Here is a 15,730-nt window from a genome sequence, read left to right as displayed (position 1 = left end):
GGTTTGCTCACGGCGCTGGTCCGGCCGCCCCCAAGTAGTGCTTGCGCCAGTAGCGGATATCCAGCGAGGACACCGTCACCTCGCGGCCGCTGCCGGGCGCATGGATCATGCGCCGGTCACCCAGATAAATTCCCACGTGGGTGGCGCGGTCCCCCGCGCCGAAGAACAGCAGATCCCCGGGGCGCGCCTGCTTGCGATGATCGAGCGTTTGGTACTGCTGATTGGAGGTACGCGGCACGTCGATACCCGCCGCGCGATACGCCACTTGCACCAGCCCGGAACAATCCACGCCACTCTCCAGCGAATTACCGCCCCATTTATAAGGTGTGCCCAGCGCTTGCTTGGCGTTGGAAATGATCAACGCCCGTTCAATGGAGAGACCCTCCGCCGTGGTCGGGCCGGGATCGTGCGTCTCGATGCGCTGGCTCGACGAACACCCCGCCAGGACGAGCAGACACACGAGTAGCGCCAGCGCTGCGCGCATACGCGGCGCAAGCCCCCCAATAGACGCTAAATAGGCTGGGTAACGCCCCATGCGAACTCCTTCAGGCGATATGTGATGAGCGACCAGAATGCCAGCAATGTAGCCAAGGATGCTATGGGTGCGAGAGAGCCGGCTCATGCTGGCGCTGTTTTGTTAAGGCCGACCGTTGACCGGGCCTGAATGTGGGTCTGCAGGCTCAGAGCGAGTTGGCGTGTCGCCTCGTTGGGGCAACCGGGTCTGTGGTGCAGGGCGATCTCGATCATGGGCAACTCGGGCAGGCCCTCGTCGCTGCCGATGACGCGCAGACCGGCACCCAGCATGGAAGGCGTGAGCACCGTTATCGCCAGCCCCGCGCGCATCGCCGCCGTGAGACCGGAAAGGCTGGCACTGGTGTAGGCGATTCGCCAGGGGATACCCATGGCGTCGAGCGCCGCCAGGGCGCGCTCCCTGAAGATGCAGGCTCCATCCTTGGAGACCGCCAGGGGCAGTGGGGTGCGGCGTTGGGTGTCATGCCCGGTCGCGCCCGCCCACACCGTGGGCTCCTGACACAGCACTTCTCCGCCAGGGCTCTTGGGCTGGCGGGTGGTGATTGCCAGGTCCAAGCTACCCGCGCGGACGCTCTGCACCAAGTCCACGCTCAGCCCGCAGTCCACTTGCAATTCGACTCCCGGATATTGGGACTCGAACTCGGACAGCGCCTCGGGCAGGTAGATCACGTAATCGTCGGGAATACCCAGTCGCACCACGCCATCCAGCCGTTGAGCGCTGACATCCTGCCAGGCGAGCGCGTTTTGGCGCAGCATCTGCCGCGCGTGAGAGAGCAGGCGCTCCCCAGCCGGCGTGGGGATCGGCGCTTTCCGCCCGCGCTGCAACAAGGGCTGTCCGAAGGTTTCTTCCAGGCGCTTCAGGTGCGCACTCACGGTCGATTGAGCGAGATGCAGGGTATCCGCCGCGGCGGTAAATCCTCCCTTATCCACGACCGCCACAAAGGTATTGAGCACCACCAGATCTAAAGGACGAAAGTTAGCCATTCAGTATCATCACGAATCATGATCGAAATATCGTAAGTCTTCGTTTCCATGATAATTCATCCTGCCCCAGACTGCTCGCGTCGCATACAACTAACGTCTATTCGTTACGCACGGGAGCGGGCCAATGGCCAACACACGTACATCAGCCGGTTTATTGGCAGGACTCTTGACGGTAACGCTCTGGGCAAGTCTTCCGGTATTGCGCGATTTGATCAATTTGCCGCCGATGTTGACGGCAGCGGTGGCCATGGGCGCGGCGGCCCTGATGGCGCAAGGCGTCGGGCAGCGAGGCGGCGCGGCGACCGGGGCGACGTCGTATCGTGACTGGAAGTTCTGGCTGATGGGAATCGGCGGCCTGACGGGGGCGCTGTATTTCTACTTCTCGGCGCTGGGGAAGGGCGATCCGGCGAAGATCACTCTCGTGACCTATCTCTGGCCACTGGGTTTCATGCTCGTGGCGGACGTGCTGGCCGGGCGTGGGCTCAGGGCGCGTACCTTACTGGGGTCGGCCGTGGCGTTTTCGGGCCTGATCCCGCTGGTGCTCTCGAACGGCCAGGGAGAGCCGACCTCGACACTTGGTTATGCACAAGGCGTTGCCGCTGGCGTCTCCTGGATCATGTTCTCGCTCTATCTGCGGGGGCGCGCTGCATTGTCCTGGGTCGAATACAAATATTTGTTTGCCGGCGCTGCGGTTGCCTCCTGGGGACTGCACCGTCTATTCGAAACCGCCCCCGAACACACGACCGTCATGGACTGGGCGGTAGCGGCGCTCATCGGTGTCGGCCCATACGGACTGGCCTTTATTACCTGGGGCTACGCCCTGCTACGCAGTTCTTCCACGCTGTTGGGCGTGTTGACGTATTTCGTGCCCATCATCTCTTCCTTGTTTCTGATCCTGGTGGGACGCGCCGCCTTTAGCGTGCCGCTGGTCATTGCCTTCATCGGCGTACTGGGAAGCGCAGCGATTACACAGATGAAAAGTCGTAGAGAAGAGGTGGCTTAGCGGTTTGTGAAGTTAATGGTTAAACGAAGCCGCCCTTTTGTGAAGGGCGGCTTTTGCGTGCGTTTTGGGATGTCAGCGTCAATGCGCCATCATTTCATGCACGATGGCGTCGCCATCCAGGTCGGCGGGGTAGTAGGTCGGCCAGTTCGTGACCTCGTCCAGCAGGGCGGCGCGGTCATCGCCCCAGTAAAGGTGATAGTGATCGGCATCGGTGGGGTAAATGGCGTGATCGCTGAACTGGATGTAGCGCGGTGCGTCGGCACTGCCACCGTCGCGTTCGAAGATATAGCGCACGCCGCGATTGCCGGCCTCGTAAGTGAGGATTTCATAGCCGTCGTAGGTGTATTCCCCCGTGCGTTTATCGCCGTCATCGTAGAATGAGACCTGATCGCCTTCGATCACGATGCGGTCGACACCCGTGCGATAACCGGTCGTGTAGTACTGCTTGTAATCGGCAGCCGTCTTGTCGTCGTTTTGCGTGGCCTTGTGGGCGAAGACCTCATCGAGCGTGCCGTCCTTGAGGTAGGGATACACTGACTGCCAGTCGCCTTCCCAATCCGACAGCGCGCGATCTTCTACCTGGCTGTCATCGAAGTAGCCGGCGTAGATGTCGCTGTCGTGATGATGATTATGGGAATGGTCGTGATCGTGGCTATGACCATGTTCGTGCTCGTGGCCGTGCTCATGTGCATGGTGGTCGTGGGTGTCCTGCTGCGCGACGGCAAGCGGAACGCTCGCCAGCGATAGCAGGCCTAGCGCGAGGGCGGCATGGGCTGAAGAGTGACGCATCGTGATTTCCTTGTGTGAATGAGTGTTGATCTAATGAAATCGAAAAATATGTTATAACATATCTATTAGTGGCGCTACGCAAGACGCCGCGAGACAAACGGTCGCGCTTCTATCAGTCAGGATGAGCGCACTGTGAGACGGCATCGGCAAGCTGGTGCAGCAGCTGTGAGTAAAGTTCGCTCCCCAGCGTGAGGTCGGTGCCCAGGGGATCGATCACGATGGATGTGTTCACGTCGGTATCGCCGAATACGCTTTTCACCAGTTCCGGGTTGTATTGAGGTTCGCTGAACACGCAGTCGATGTCGTGCTTCTCGACGAGTGCGTGGAGCTCCTGAATGCGAGACGGGCTGGGCTTGCGTGCATCCCTGAGTGAAATCGCCCCTGCTGCCGACACATCGAAACGGTTCTCGAAATACTGGTAGGCATCGTGAAAGACGATGAAATGGGCATCGCGGGCGTTGGCGAGCTGCTGTTGCAGCGCTTTTGTCAGAGTTTTTAGCTCGTCTTTGCCAAGGCGTGCGTTTTCCCGGTAAGTGGACGCATGTGCCGGATCGAGCTGGGCCAGGGAGTCGGCAATGACGTCCAGCCAGGCCTGTGCATTTTCGGGATCGAGCCAGACATGGGGATTCAACCCGTCATGGGCGTGATCATGCTGATGGTCGTGGTCGTGGTCGTGGTCGTGGTCGTGGTCGTGGTCGTGGTCGTGTCCGCCATGACCATGATGATGCGCTTCGAAGGTGGCGCCCTGGCGGTATTCGAGTGTCTGCGTTTCGGGCAAGTCCATCAGTTCGACACTGAGGGCGTCGTCACCCAGGGTGTCCATGGAATGCGTCAGCCACGGGGTCAGGTCCTCGCCGATCCAGAAAACGGCATCGGCGTTCTCGAGCGCTTCGGCTTCCGAGGGGCGCATGGCGTAACGGTGCGGTGAGGCGCCCTGCTGAATCAGCAGGTCCGGAGAGCCCAGATCTCCCATGACGCGGTCGACCAGTGAATAGACCGGCGGTATGTCCACTGCGACGGACGGGACGGCGGCGGAAGCGGCGGCCGGCGACATGAGTAGTGCCGCCAAGTAGGGACTGAAACGAGGCATCTAACGGTTCTCCAAGCATGTGTGAGCGAGTATTGAACACCAATATGTTATGTTATAACATATTTATCCGCACAAGGAGCAACCCTTCTCTTCCATCCGTGGAGTCATCCATTCGTGGAGTAACGACGCATGTATACGGAATCCCCATGAGACTGTTATCGATAGCTGGGCTGGATCTCGCTCTCGGTGGCCACCCCGTATTGGAAGATATCCACCTTGACCTCGATCGAGGCGAAATCGTCACCATCGTCGGGCCCAATGGTTCGGGCAAAACCACCTTGCTGAAAAGCATTATTGGGGCATTGGCGCCGCAACGGGGCTGTATCGACAAGTCGCCGGGCATGGTCATTGGCTATGTGCCGCAACGTTTGCACCTCGATGCGACGTTGCCGATGACAGTGTCGAGATTGATGCGACTCCCGCGACGGCGGCCGACGCACGAGATCGATACAGCGCTCGAACGCGCGGGCGTCACTCAGCAGGCCAGTAGCCAGATTAGCGACCTCTCGGGCGGACAGTTTCAGCGCGTTCTGCTGGCGCGTGCTTTGCTTTCGTCTCCCGATTTATTGATTCTTGATGAAGCGACCCAGGGGCTCGATCAGCAGGGAATGGCTGACTTCTATCGCCAAATCGAGCGAGTACGCCAAGAATTGGGATGCGCCGTCCTGATGGTCAGCCACGAGCTACATGTCGTGATGCGGGCCTCGGATCGTGTGGTGTGTCTGAATCGTTCCATTTGTTGCGCAGGTGCGCCGGAGCGGGTTGCCGCCTCGCCGGAATATCGCGCCATGTTCGGCCTCGATGATGAAGATGCCTTGGCGCTATACCGCCACCACCATTCTCCTCCCTCCTTGGAGATGTCCCCGTGATATTCGATGACTTCCTGGTACGTGCCACCCTGGCCGGCGTGGGCGTTGCCTTGGCGGCCGCGCCGTTGGGTTGTTTTGTCGTGTGGCGGCGCATGGCCTTTTTCGGTGATGCGACCGCGCATGCGGCCATCCTGGGCGTCGCGCTTGCCCTGTTGATGTCGATGTCGATTTTCGCCGGTGTCCTGGTGGTATCGTTGCTCATGGCCACGATCGTGTCGCTGCTGAGCGGTAAGGGGTATGCCATGGATACGCTGCTGGGAGTCATGGCACATTCGTCGCTGGCATTGGGCTTGGTGGCAGTGTCCTTCGTTTCCGGCGTGCGTCTCGATCTGATGGCCTACCTGTTCGGCGATATCCTCGCCGTCGGTAAGGCCGATCTTGCCGTCATCTGGGGAGGCGCGGCGCTGGTCATGGCGTTGATGGGGTGGCGCTGGTCGCGCCTGCTGACCGCGACGCTCAATGCGGATCTGGCCCATGCCAGTGGCATCGACCCGCAGCGCGAACAGCTCATTCTCACGTTGTCGCTGGCCATTGTGGTGGCCGTTGCCTTGAAGGTCGTAGGGGTCTTGCTGATCGCTGCCTTGTTGATCATTCCCGCGGCGGCGGCACGCACGCTCAGCCGGACGCCGGAAAGCATGGTGCTAGTGGCGGCTATGATCGGTGTCGCGGCTGCTATCGGCGGTTTGCAAACGGCCTACTGGTTCGATACGCCGACGGGGCCCACCATCGTGAGTCTTGCCGCCGCACTGTTTGCCTTGGCCAGTGTGATCGCGTCTGTCGGGCGCACCGCGTTACGCATCATGGCATCTCGCCCGGAGCGGCCATCGTAAAATACCGAATCCGCCATCGTCTGGATGGCGGATTCGAAACGCCGCAGTCGTTGGCCGTCGCGATGCTCAGGCCGGCGTCCAGTTCCATTCCGTGCGCGCGACCGCGTCATGGGCATGCAGACTTTCGGCATGCACGATGCGGGCTTTAAAACCGCAGACGTTTGCGTGCTCTCGTAGGGCGTGTTGAATGCGGCGTGCCGCATCCTCGCAGAACATCAAGTTCTGGCCGTTGGCCAGGGCGAAGGCCTGTTCGTCGACGCGCTTGACCGCCGTCTGCAAGGCGGTGCCCAGTGCATTTTCGACGCTATCGATCAGTACCTCCATGGGGAGCGTATCGAGGCCGTCGGTCAGACGCAGCGACAGATGCGCCTGGCTGCGTTGGCTGTGCGGCGTGGCCAGAATGCCTTGCTCACTGCCCAGCCACTCCTTGACGGCTTCATGATTGACGAGCGTGTCCGTGAAATCCTCATCGAAAGCCTGCTGGATCAACTGGCGTGCCAAGGCCGCCGAGCAAGGGCAGGTCGAGGAATAGCCGATCGTCATATCGAGGATGGCTTGCATGCCGTGGGCATCTTGCCGGCAACGCAACGTAAAGGGGTACGCCTTCCAGCCGGCGCGCGGGCTGATCAGGGCAGGGCGTTTGATCAAGACGTCACCGCTCAGATCGAGAAAGGCGGTATTGGATAAATCGTCATGGCTATCCAGGAAGCGCTGCAATACCGCGTTGACACGCGATAGCGTTATCTCCTGATGCTCCAGGGCCTCCAATGCCAGATAAAGGCGTGACATGTGAATGCCACGCGCGGCGGCGTCCAGTGAAACGCCGGCCGCTACCTTGCCATTGAGAGGCTGGCCCGCTAGACGGACCGGCACGTCAATATTCTCCATGCCGACCCAGGCAAGCGTGCCATCTTGTGATGCCAAGCCGCTGGCCACATCACTTAATTGAGGCTCATTCATCGTCGATTGCATCCATCAGTCCCAGGCAGGTGTAGCGTTTTGGTGATTAAAATATGTTATATCATAACATATTTGTAGCCCAAGCATTCCAGCGACCATGCTTTTGAAGCATGATACCGGTTCAGGAATTTGGCTTATCGATATGGGAGCAGGAAGCGCAATGAAAGGATGGCTGCTGGGAGTATCGCTGACGTTACTGACGGGAAGTGGCGCGGCGCTGGCGCAGGACGAGGCATCGAACAAGCAGGTTCGCGAGGTGCTCGACCCGATCGTCGAATCCTTGATGGAGGCGCAGCAGATCCTCGGCATGGCGGTCGCTCTCGTCGGGCCAAGGGGCACGACGATTGCCCATTACGGTGTCGCCGACCGCGAAACAGGTGCAGCGGTCGATAACGAGACCCTGTTCGAGATTGGCTCGCTGAGCAAGACGTTCACCGCGACACTCGCTTCCCAGACCGCCACTCAGGGCGAGCTCGACCTCGAGGCGCCCGTCAGCCGTTATCTCCCCGAACTCGAGGGCAGTGCCTTCGATGAAATCAGCGGCCTTAACCTCGGCACGCATACCACCGGCGGGCTGCCGCTGTTCGTACCGGATGAAGTCACCGACCGCGCGTCGCTGATGAACTGGTTCCGCCAGTGGCAACCGCCGGAAACGATGGGCGAAGTCCGCACCTACTCCAATCTGGGGATCGGCCTGTTGGGGCTGGAGACGGCGGCGAGTCTGGATAGCGAGTTCGTGCCGGCAATGCGTTCGCATGTGCTGGAACCGTTGGGATTGCAGCATACCTGGTACGAGGTTCCCGACGATCAAATGGCGCATTACGCCATGGGCGAGGCCAAGGGCGGCGAGCCGATCCGTGTCTCGCCCGGCGTGCTCGACGACGAAGCCTACGGCATCAAGACGACGGTCGGCGACCTGGCCAAACTGGTACGAGCCAACCTGCATCTCGCGGATGTCGACGCCGAGCTCCAGCAGGCCATCGACGCCACCCGCCAGGGTTATTATCGGGTTGGCGACATGACGCAAAATCTGATCTGGGAGCAGTATCCGCTCCCCGTTGCGCTCGACACGCTTCTCGCCGGTAACGGTTACGACATGATCCTCGAACCCAATGTGGCCGAGGCAATCGCGCCGCCGCAAGCACCTCGCGACGACGTCTGGATCAACAAAACCGGCTCCACCAACGGCTTCGGCGGCTACATCGTGATGCTTCCCGGCGAGCAGACGGGGCTTGTGATGCTGGCCAACAAGAACTATCCCAACGATGCGCGCGTCGAGGCGGCCTACCGCATCCTGTCCGGTCTCGGGGTCCTCGATACGCCGTAGGGCATGAGGGGCCGCTGGGCCTTGAAGCGACCCCAAACGGACCGGCCCCTCAGTCCGGTGCCGGGGTCTCGAAGGTGTCGCGCCGGCGCACCGTCAGCGTGGTGCCGATCGAGGCGACGATGATCAGGCCGATGGCCAGCCACTGCAGGCCACTCAAAAGCTGGCTCAGGAACAGCAGGCCGGAGAGCGCGCCGATCGCCGGTTCCAGACTCATCAGCGTGCCGAAGGTCTGGGTCGGCAGGCGCGGCAGCGCCACCATTTCGAGCGTGTAGGGCAGGGCGGTGGAAAGCACGGCGACGGCGAGTGCCAGCGGTAGTACTTCCGGGGCAAAAATCGCCGAGCCGACGTCGATCAGCCCGACAGGGGCGATCACCACCGCCGCAATGGTAATGCCCAGCGTGGCGCTTTGAGCGCCATTGACTGAGCCGGCCTTCTGGCCGAACAGGATATAAAGCGCCCAGCAAACGCCGGCGCCTAGCGCACAAGCCGCACCGTAAGGGTCTATCGGACCATTGCGGTCGTCGCCCAACAGCAGAAGGAACGTCAGGCCGAGTACGGCGAATGCCACCCACAGCAGATCCAGCCAGCGTCGTGAGGAGAGCATCGCCACCGTCAGCGGCCCGGTGAACTCCAACGCCACCGCGATCCCCAGCGGCACCGTCTGCAGCGCCTGGTAGAAGAGCAGGTTCATGACGCCCAGGGCGACGCCGTAGATCACGGTCGACTTCCAGGCGCGGCGACTGAATCGTTGGCGCCAGGGACGCATGACGATCAGCAGTATAAGCGCGGCGAGAATCAGGCGGATTGACGTCGTTCCGGTGGCGCCGATGACTGGAAACAGAGACTTGGCTATGGAGGCGCCGGTCTGGATCGAGCACATCGCCACGATCAGTATGGCCACCGGCCAGACCCTGGCGAAGAACTCGCGCATGGCGACTGACATGATACGCCCTGACATGACACCTCCTTACGTGTGCGGCATGATGACTCGCCGGAAGCTGCCACTGTGCTGTGCCGATGGCATTCGACGAGAGCTGCGATTGTACGGATGGGCAATATATTGCACAAGTCTAACGAGCGTCCCGACGTGCTGGTTCATGTGGCGGCCAATGTCAGGCGTCTGCGACTGGCAGCGGCGCTGAGCCAACAGGCATTGGCGGATCAGGCCGGCGTGAGTCGGCGTATGCTGGTCAATATCGAGAAGGGCGACGTCAACGTCAGTCTGAGCACGCTGGATCGCCTCGCCGAAGCGTTGGGCGTGCTGTTCTACGCCCTGGTTCAGCCACCCGACAGCGAGGACTCGGCGCGTATCGATGAAGTCGCTTGGGTGGGCAAGCATCCCGACAGTCGCGCGCGACTACTGGCGAGCAAGCCGGCGCGGCAGGAAGTCGAACTGTGGTCGTGGTCGCTTGAGCCGGGAGAGGTCTACGAGTCGGCCGCCGACGACACCGGTTGGCATGAGATGCTGGTGGTGATCGAGGGGACACTGACCCTGGAGCTCGAGGACTGCGAGGTGACGATCGCGGCCGGTGACTTTCACGTCTATCCCTGTGATCAGCCCCACCGTTACCGCAACGAGGGCGCGGGGCAGCTACGTTTCATCCGCAACGTGGTGCACTGACGCCCAGTATCCATTCAAGTACCGATCCAAGTACCAATGGCGATCTGCGTAGCGTCGTGACTGGCTGATGGTATGCGCGCGTGCCCGCTTACCCGGCGTCCACCTGCACCGTCATCACGCTGTCATCGAATGCTAGCCGGTCGGCAATTGCCGCCATATTCGCCAGCGGGTTGGCGTATTGCCAGGCGACATCGGGATGCTCGTCAACGCTGTAATACGTGGCGTCGCCTTTGAAGGGGCAGTGCGTCACGGTGGTGGAGTAGAATAGTTGCGCCATGTGCACGTCGCTTTCGGGCAGGTATTGGCGCGGGGGATACCCTTGCTCGCGCAGTTCGACGGCGCGCGTGCTGTCGGCGAGTAGCGTGTCGCCGGCCCATACCCGGACACGACGCGTGTGCGGGTGCAGGCTGATGCGGTCTTGCGTGATGTCCGCGGACATGAGGCCTCCCAGGCTATTGAGTGTCTGCCGACAAGGGGGAACCAGCGAGTGCGCGTTTCACGGCGGCCGCGGCATGCAGTGCCGTGGTGTCGTAGAGCGGCACATGGGTGTCGGTTGCCTTGATCAGCATGGCGATTTCGGTGCAGCCGAGAATCACCGCCTGCGCGCCCTGGGCATGCAGCGCGTCGATCACGGCCAGAAACGCCTCCCGCGAGGCGGATTCGATGCGCCCGAGGCACAGCTCCTCGAAAATCACCTGATGGATGTGATCGCGCTGGGCGCCTTCCGGCACGATCACCTCGATGCCGAAGCGCTCGGTCAGGCGTTGCTTGTAGAAGTCCTGTTCCATGGTGAAGCGCGTGCCGAGCAGCCCGACCCGCGTGATGCCATCGGCGACCAATCGCTCGGCCGTGGCGTCAGCGATGTGCAGCAGCGGGATGTCGATGGCCGCTTCGACCTGCGGCGCCACCTTGTGCATGGTGTTCGTGGCGATCAGCAGGAAATCCGCCCCGGCGCGTTCGATCTGACGCGAGGCTTCCGCCAGCGCTTCTCCGGCTTCGTCCCATCGCCCTTCGCTTTGTAGGGTCTCGATCTCGGCGAAATCGACGCTCACCATTGCCACCTTCGCCGAGTGCAAGCCCCCTAGGGCTTGCTTCACGCCCTCATTCAGCGCGCGATAGTAGCTCTCGGTGGATTCCCAGCTCATACCGCCGAGTAAACCGATGGTGCGCATGATGAACTCTCCTTGCGTGAAAAAGCGAAATAAAGCGCCGCGACGCGCGGTCGACCCACGAGGCGGATTGTCGCACCCCATCTTGCATCATAACGCTGCAGGCCGTCTCTGGCCCGGGTTGCGTGAAGAGCCCTCGCCCCCACCCGTGGGCACGCGCGATCATTCGGCTGTGTAGGAAAGAGGGCTGCGATAGTATGGAATACGTCTGACGACCCCACGGCCGAGTCCATGCCTTTGTCCCCGCGTACATCCATGCGTCGTTTCACTGCCTGGCTGAGCTTATTCGCCATGCTGCTGGTGGTGTGCGGCCCGGTGGTCGGGCAGGCCAGTGCCTCCCTGCGGCACGATGCGATGCCTGCGCACGCGATGATGCACGCCGAGGCCGGGCACGGTGATCACTCGCGGGGCGGTCACGTCACATCGGTCGGCCTGCACGATCAGTGCCCCTACTGCTCCCTATTCGGCCATTTTCCGGTTATCGAGGGGGCTTTCACCGCCTCGATAGTGGATAACGCCGCCGTCAGCGCGCCACGTGTGCCGAGGGTGCTTGCCTCCCAGGCCGTGACGACCACCTTCCCCAACGCGCTGACCCGCGCTCCCCCGTTGGCGTGCCATCACGCATAAGCGGTCTCGACTCCGAACTTGGTGCGTTTGCACGCCGCGCCTGTGCCGGAGTCGTCGGCCACAGGATGGATTCGGCTACCGAACGGTAGCCATGGCACGCTACTCGGGGGCTTCATGTCTCGTACTTCTACGCGTTCTTCACGTGACGCCAGCGACCTCTACCGGGCGGTCTGGCGCTGGCATTTCTACGCGGGGCTCATCGCGATTCCCTTTCTGATCTCGTTGGCGGTGACCGGCGGGCTCTACCTCTTCAAGGATGAGATCGATCAGTGGCTCAACGCGGACATCGTGCGCGTCGAGGCGCAGTCGTCGCCGACGGTGGCGCCGCAGCAACAGCTCGATGCCGCCGTGGCGGCGCATTCAGGCGAAGCGTTCCGTTACGTGCCGCCGGCGGCGTCCAATCTCGCTGCGGAGGTCGACATCACCACCGACGACGGCAAGCAAGCCGTCTACGTCGACCCTTACACCGGCGAGGTCACCGGCACGATTCCTTATCGCGGCAGCGTTATGTGGATCGTGCGTACCATCCACAGCCTCAACTATTTCGGCGAGACGGCGAGCCTGATCATCGAGATCGTCGGTGGCTGGTCGATCCTGCTGGTGTTGACCGGGCTCTACTTGTGGTGGCCGCGTGGTCGACGTGGCGGCGTGATATCGGTTCGTGCGACTCCGGCGAAGCGAATGTTCTGGCGCGATCTGCACGCCGTCACCGGCATCTTCGTCGGGGGCTTCATTCTCTTTCTCGCCGTGACCGGCATGCCGTGGTCCACGGTGTGGGGCGGCAAGGTGAATGAACTCGCCAATGGCCACAATTTCGGTTATCCGGATGGGGTGCGCGTCAACGTGCCGGTCTCTGACGAACGGCTGGCGGAGCGCGAGACGACGCCCTGGTCGTTGGAGCAGGCGCGGTTGCCGGAATCGACGCCCGGACGCGAGGGCGCGCCTGGCATCGGCCTGAATGGCGCGGTGGCGGCATTCGATGATCTGGGGCTGGCCCCTGGCTATGCTGTCAACCTGCCGGGCGATCCGAGTGGCGTTTATACCGGTTCGATCTACCCCGACGATCTCTCGCGGCAGCGTGTCGTGCATCTGGATCGGTACAGCGGCGAGCCGCTTCTGGACATGAACTACGCCGACTATGGCCCGCTGGGCAAGTCGCTGGAATGGGGCATCAACGTCCACATGGGTCAGCAGTATGGGCTTGCCAATCAGCTGATTCTGGCGCTGGCCTGCGCAGGGATCGTGCTGCTGTGCGTCTCGTCGGGCATGATGTGGTGGAAACGTCGGCCGAGCGGCAAGCTGGGGATTCCCCCCGAACCCAAGGATCCCCGCCGACTGCGCGGCGTGCTGGCGTTGCTCGCCATCGGCGGCGTGATCTTCCCGCTGGTGGGGGCCTCGATGATCGTCATGGCGGTGGTGGACGCAGTGGTGCGCCGGTTCAGTGCCCGGCGTGCGGTCGCGGCCACCTAGCCAGGCGTCTACCGGTATCAGTCGTGCCCGCCCGCGTTAGACGAGGGCGGGCACGGTGGCTTATTTCATCTCGAAACCGCGTTCGACGAGGAAGTCACGCATGTGCGGGCGCACCTTGTGCTCGAATAGCGGGGTGAGGTTCTGCGACCAGGTGGTGTCTTTCTGAGCACTGCCGCGCGCCTGGTAGTAGTCGCGCATGGTGGCGTCGAAGGTGGCGACGTGGGGCTGATCGTCGCGATAGTAGTCTTCCTTGAGGATGGCTTCGACCGGCAGGCGGGGTTTGACCGCCGATGCCTGGTCTGGATAACCCAGGCTCAGGCCGAAGACCGGATAGACGTGCTCGGGAAGGCGCAGCAGGTCGCTCAACGCTTGCGGATTGTTGCGAATGCCGCCGATGTAGCAGATACCCAATCCCTCGGACTCGGCGGCCACGACGACGTTCTGCGCCATGAGCGCGGTATCCACGCTGGCGACCAGCAGTTGCTCGGTCATGCCGCGGGTGGCATCGGCACCGGCGCGTTCGGCGGCCTCGGCGGGGCGCTTCATGTCGGCGCAGAACACCAGGAAGTCCGAACAGGTGGCGATGTAATCCTGTCCGCCCGCCAAGCCGGCGATGGTCTCGCGATTGGCCGGATCCCTCACGTGGATGACGCTGTAGGCCTGCACATGGCTTGAGGTCGCGGCGCTCTGGCCAGCCTGAATGAGCTCCCGCAGCAGTTCGTGGGGGATCTTGCGTTCGGTAAAGCGACGGATCGAGCGGTGCTCGTTGAGCAATTCGATGACGGGGTTCATGCAACCTCGCGTGGGTGTTTTGATTAGCTTCCTAATAAGTGTATCGCATATACCGACCGTCTCTCACTAGGTGGCGCATCGGTACGTCATATCTCTTGCCAGGATGGGGTATTATCCTGAAGGGCGGAATGTTCTCTCACCGACTAGGGATCGACGCGATGAAGGCTGCGACTGCTCGCCCCACCACGTTGTCTGCCGCCTGGAGCCTGTGGACGCTATTGCTCGGCGTGGGGCTTTTGATGATGGGCAATGGCCTGCAGGGCTCGCTGCTCGGGGTGCGGGCCTCGGCGGCTGATTTCGGCAACACGGTCACGGGGCTGGTGATGTCGTCCTACTTCGTGGGCTTTCTGGTCGGCTCGGTGCTGACGCCACGCAAGCTGCGCGAGGTCGGGCATGTGCGGGTCTTCGCGGCACTGGCGTCGATCACCTCGGTGGCGATTCTGATTCACGCCTTGTTCGTCGAGCCCATGGTGTGGGCGGCGATGCGTTTCGTCACCGGTTTCACCTATGCCGGCCTTTATGTCGTCGCCGAGAGCTGGCTGAACGGCTACGCCTCCAACCGGCTGCGCGGGCGTTTGTTGGCGATCTATATGGTGATCAGTTATCTCGGCATGGGCGGTGGGCAACTGCTACTCGGTAGCGCCGACCCTTCGGGCATGGCGTTGTTTCTGCTGGTGTCGATTCTGGTCTCGCTCTCCCTGGTGCCGATCTTGATCAGCTACACGCCGCAGCCCGAGCTCAGCCAACCCGAGGCGATGAGCCTGCGTGCGCTGTATCGGCTCTCGCCGTTAGGCACGGTGGGCTGTTTCATGACCGGCATCACCAATGGTGCGGTCTTCGGCATGGGGGCCGTATTCGCCACTAACAGTGGCTTGAGTATCGCGCAGGTGTCGGTCTTCATGGGCGCGTTCATCTTCGGTGGCGCGATATTGCAGTGGCCGCTGGGCAAGCTTTCCGACAAGGCCGACCGGCAGTGGGTGATCGTCGGCGTCGCTCTGGTGGCGGTGCTGCTGGCACTGGTCGGCGCCCTCGTCAGTGGCTGGTCGCCCCTGGCACTGACTCTGCTCGGGGCATTGTTGGGCGCGACGACGCTGACGCTCTACTCGATCTTTCTAGCCTGCGCCAACGACTTCCTCACCGACCAGCAGACCGTGGCGGCCAGCGCGAGTCTCGTCCTGGCGTTGGGCATCGGCGCGATCTTGGGGCCGGCCAGCGCTGGCGTGCTAATGGAATGGCTTGGGCCGGATGGTTTCCTGTGGGACCTCGCCGTCATGCACATCGTCATGGTGTTGTTCGGGCTTTACTGCATTCGATATTACCCCACTAGCGAATCGCCCGAGCAGGGCCACTACGTGATGGTCGCCTCCGACACCACGCCGCTGGGCACGGCCTGGACCGAAGAAGCCGCGCAGGAAGAAGGGCAACTGGAACTGGCGCTGGAAATGGAGGCGGAACCGGAAGCCGAGACCGATGATGAAGTGCCGAGGGTGTAACACAGTAATGTGTGCACAGTGACTGACCTAGCCCCTTCGCCAGAAACAAATCCTCACAGAACGCCGGTGCCGCGGGGGCACGTTTCACTTTTATCCATGTTAAATTAGGCTCCCACCACATAAGCGTGGCGCTAGCGTGGGAGGCGACAGCCGTTCGAGCGCGCGTTCGTGCCAT

At 62.0% G+C, this 15,730-nt stretch carries 17 protein-coding genes; 8 read left to right on the top strand and 9 right to left on the bottom strand.

Annotation, left to right across the window (positions count from 1 at the left end):
• Positions 1-7: 7 nt before the first annotated feature.
• Together OP494_RS14430 and OP494_RS14425 are read right to left on the bottom strand one after the other, a co-directional pair.
• Entirely contained in the window at positions 8-535 is a 528-nt protein-coding gene (locus OP494_RS14430) for a C40 family peptidase (RefSeq protein ID WP_280541804.1), read from the bottom strand.
• 83 nt (positions 536-618) lie between these two features.
• Complete coding sequence (locus OP494_RS14425) at positions 619-1,515, bottom strand: LysR substrate-binding domain-containing protein (RefSeq protein WP_280541803.1); 897 nt, start codon at positions 1,513-1,515, stop codon at positions 619-621.
• A gap of 124 nt (positions 1,516-1,639) precedes the next feature.
• Here OP494_RS14425 and OP494_RS14420 point away from each other — a divergent pair, with 124 nt between their 5' ends.
• A complete protein-coding gene (locus OP494_RS14420; protein WP_280541801.1) occupies positions 1,640-2,518 on the top strand; it encodes a DMT family transporter in 879 nt (292 codons plus the stop codon).
• A gap of 78 nt (positions 2,519-2,596) precedes the next feature.
• Here OP494_RS14420 and OP494_RS14415 read toward each other — a convergent pair whose 3' ends face one another.
• Positions 2,597-3,307: a metal-binding protein ZinT gene (locus OP494_RS14415; protein ID WP_280541800.1), complete on the bottom strand. Its 711-nt coding sequence runs from the start codon at positions 3,305-3,307 to the stop codon at positions 2,597-2,599.
• Positions 3,308-3,419: 112 nt separating this feature from the next.
• Positions 3,420-4,397: a zinc ABC transporter substrate-binding protein gene (locus OP494_RS14410; RefSeq protein ID WP_280541798.1), complete on the bottom strand. Its 978-nt coding sequence runs from the start codon at positions 4,395-4,397 to the stop codon at positions 3,420-3,422.
• A gap of 146 nt (positions 4,398-4,543) precedes the next feature.
• Here OP494_RS14410 and OP494_RS14405 point away from each other — a divergent pair, with 146 nt between their 5' ends.
• Entirely contained in the window at positions 4,544-5,266 is a 723-nt protein-coding gene (locus tag OP494_RS14405) for a metal ABC transporter ATP-binding protein (protein ID WP_280541796.1), read from the top strand.
• On the top strand, positions 5,263-6,096 hold the full coding sequence (locus tag OP494_RS14400; RefSeq protein ID WP_280541795.1) for a metal ABC transporter permease: 834 nt from the start codon (positions 5,263-5,265) through the stop codon (positions 6,094-6,096). Before OP494_RS14405 ends, OP494_RS14400 begins: the two co-directional genes overlap by 4 nt.
• 66 nt (positions 6,097-6,162) lie before the next feature.
• Here OP494_RS14400 and folE2 read toward each other — a convergent pair whose 3' ends face one another.
• Entirely contained in the window at positions 6,163-7,056 is an 894-nt protein-coding gene (gene folE2 / locus OP494_RS14395; protein WP_280541794.1) for a GTP cyclohydrolase FolE2, read from the bottom strand.
• Positions 7,057-7,216: 160 nt separating this feature from the next.
• On the opposite strand from folE2, the gene ampC reads away from it, so the two are divergent.
• The gene (ampC, locus tag OP494_RS14390; protein ID WP_280541793.1) at positions 7,217-8,383 is read left to right on the top strand and encodes a class C beta-lactamase; all 1,167 of its coding nucleotides are present in this window, start codon (positions 7,217-7,219) and stop codon (positions 8,381-8,383) included.
• Positions 8,384-8,432: 49 nt separating this feature from the next.
• On the opposite strand, the gene rhtA is transcribed toward ampC, so the two are convergent.
• The gene (gene rhtA, locus OP494_RS14385; RefSeq protein ID WP_280541792.1) at positions 8,433-9,341 is read right to left on the bottom strand and encodes a threonine/homoserine exporter RhtA; all 909 of its coding nucleotides are present in this window, start codon (positions 9,339-9,341) and stop codon (positions 8,433-8,435) included.
• A gap of 102 nt (positions 9,342-9,443) precedes the next feature.
• On the opposite strand from rhtA, the gene OP494_RS14380 reads away from it, so the two are divergent.
• Complete coding sequence (locus OP494_RS14380) at positions 9,444-10,004, top strand: cupin domain-containing protein (protein WP_280541791.1); 561 nt, start codon at positions 9,444-9,446, stop codon at positions 10,002-10,004.
• Positions 10,005-10,092: 88 nt separating this feature from the next.
• Here OP494_RS14380 and OP494_RS14375 read toward each other — a convergent pair whose 3' ends face one another.
• Complete coding sequence (locus OP494_RS14375; RefSeq protein ID WP_280541790.1) at positions 10,093-10,443, bottom strand: DUF427 domain-containing protein; 351 nt, start codon at positions 10,441-10,443, stop codon at positions 10,093-10,095.
• A gap of 13 nt (positions 10,444-10,456) precedes the next feature.
• Positions 10,457-11,176, bottom strand: a complete 720-nt coding sequence (locus OP494_RS14370) for an aspartate/glutamate racemase family protein (protein WP_280541789.1) — start codon at positions 11,174-11,176, stop codon at positions 10,457-10,459.
• Positions 11,177-11,428: 252 nt separating this feature from the next.
• On the opposite strand from OP494_RS14370, the gene OP494_RS14365 reads away from it, so the two are divergent.
• A complete protein-coding gene (locus OP494_RS14365; protein ID WP_280541787.1) occupies positions 11,429-11,800 on the top strand; it encodes a DUF2946 domain-containing protein in 372 nt (123 codons plus the stop codon).
• 114 nt (positions 11,801-11,914) lie between these two features.
• Positions 11,915-13,270, top strand: coding sequence for a PepSY domain-containing protein (locus OP494_RS14360; protein WP_280541786.1), 1,356 nt, complete (start codon positions 11,915-11,917; stop codon positions 13,268-13,270).
• A 60-nt stretch (positions 13,271-13,330) separates the two neighbouring features.
• On the opposite strand, the gene nfsA is transcribed toward OP494_RS14360, so the two are convergent.
• Complete coding sequence (gene nfsA / locus OP494_RS14355; RefSeq protein ID WP_280541784.1) at positions 13,331-14,062, bottom strand: oxygen-insensitive NADPH nitroreductase; 732 nt, start codon at positions 14,060-14,062, stop codon at positions 13,331-13,333.
• 158 nt (positions 14,063-14,220) lie between these two features.
• Between nfsA and OP494_RS14350 the strand changes: the two genes are divergently transcribed.
• Positions 14,221-15,555, top strand: coding sequence for an MFS transporter (locus OP494_RS14350; protein WP_280541782.1), 1,335 nt, complete (start codon positions 14,221-14,223; stop codon positions 15,553-15,555).
• Positions 15,556-15,730: the final 175 nt, after the last annotated feature.

Origin of the sequence: Chromohalobacter sp. 11-W (assembly GCF_029889905.1) — a bacterium.
GTDB lineage: Bacteria > Pseudomonadota > Gammaproteobacteria > Pseudomonadales > Halomonadaceae > Chromohalobacter.
Note: the sequence above shows the minus strand (reverse complement) of the source record. Positions and strands in the feature narration are given on the sequence as shown.

Excerpts from the sequence above, each read along its gene's own strand:
- OP494_RS14370 (WP_280541789.1), bottom strand. The coding sequence starts at position 11,176 with ATGCGCACCATCGGTTTACTCGGCGGTATGAGCTGGGAATCCACCGAG.
- OP494_RS14375 (WP_280541790.1), bottom strand. The coding sequence starts at position 10,443 with ATGTCCGCGGACATCACGCAAGACCGCATCAGCCTGCACCCGCACACG.
- rhtA (WP_280541792.1), bottom strand. The coding sequence starts at position 9,341 with ATGTCAGGGCGTATCATGTCAGTCGCCATGCGCGAGTTCTTCGCCAGG.
- folE2 (WP_280541794.1), bottom strand. The coding sequence starts at position 7,056 with ATGAATGAGCCTCAATTAAGTGATGTGGCCAGCGGCTTGGCATCACAA.
- OP494_RS14430 (WP_280541804.1), bottom strand. The coding sequence starts at position 535 with ATGGGGCGTTACCCAGCCTATTTAGCGTCTATTGGGGGGCTTGCGCCG.
- OP494_RS14425 (WP_280541803.1), bottom strand. The coding sequence starts at position 1,515 with ATGGCTAACTTTCGTCCTTTAGATCTGGTGGTGCTCAATACCTTTGTG.
- OP494_RS14350 (WP_280541782.1), top strand. The coding sequence starts at position 14,221 with ATGAAGGCTGCGACTGCTCGCCCCACCACGTTGTCTGCCGCCTGGAGC.
- OP494_RS14405 (WP_280541796.1), top strand. The coding sequence starts at position 4,544 with ATGAGACTGTTATCGATAGCTGGGCTGGATCTCGCTCTCGGTGGCCAC.
- OP494_RS14365 (WP_280541787.1), top strand. The coding sequence starts at position 11,429 with ATGCGTCGTTTCACTGCCTGGCTGAGCTTATTCGCCATGCTGCTGGTG.
- OP494_RS14420 (WP_280541801.1), top strand. The coding sequence starts at position 1,640 with ATGGCCAACACACGTACATCAGCCGGTTTATTGGCAGGACTCTTGACG.
- nfsA (WP_280541784.1), bottom strand. The coding sequence starts at position 14,062 with ATGAACCCCGTCATCGAATTGCTCAACGAGCACCGCTCGATCCGTCGC.
- OP494_RS14360 (WP_280541786.1), top strand. The coding sequence starts at position 11,915 with ATGTCTCGTACTTCTACGCGTTCTTCACGTGACGCCAGCGACCTCTAC.
- ampC (WP_280541793.1), top strand. The coding sequence starts at position 7,217 with ATGAAAGGATGGCTGCTGGGAGTATCGCTGACGTTACTGACGGGAAGT.
- OP494_RS14410 (WP_280541798.1), bottom strand. The coding sequence starts at position 4,397 with ATGCCTCGTTTCAGTCCCTACTTGGCGGCACTACTCATGTCGCCGGCC.
- OP494_RS14415 (WP_280541800.1), bottom strand. The coding sequence starts at position 3,307 with ATGCGTCACTCTTCAGCCCATGCCGCCCTCGCGCTAGGCCTGCTATCG.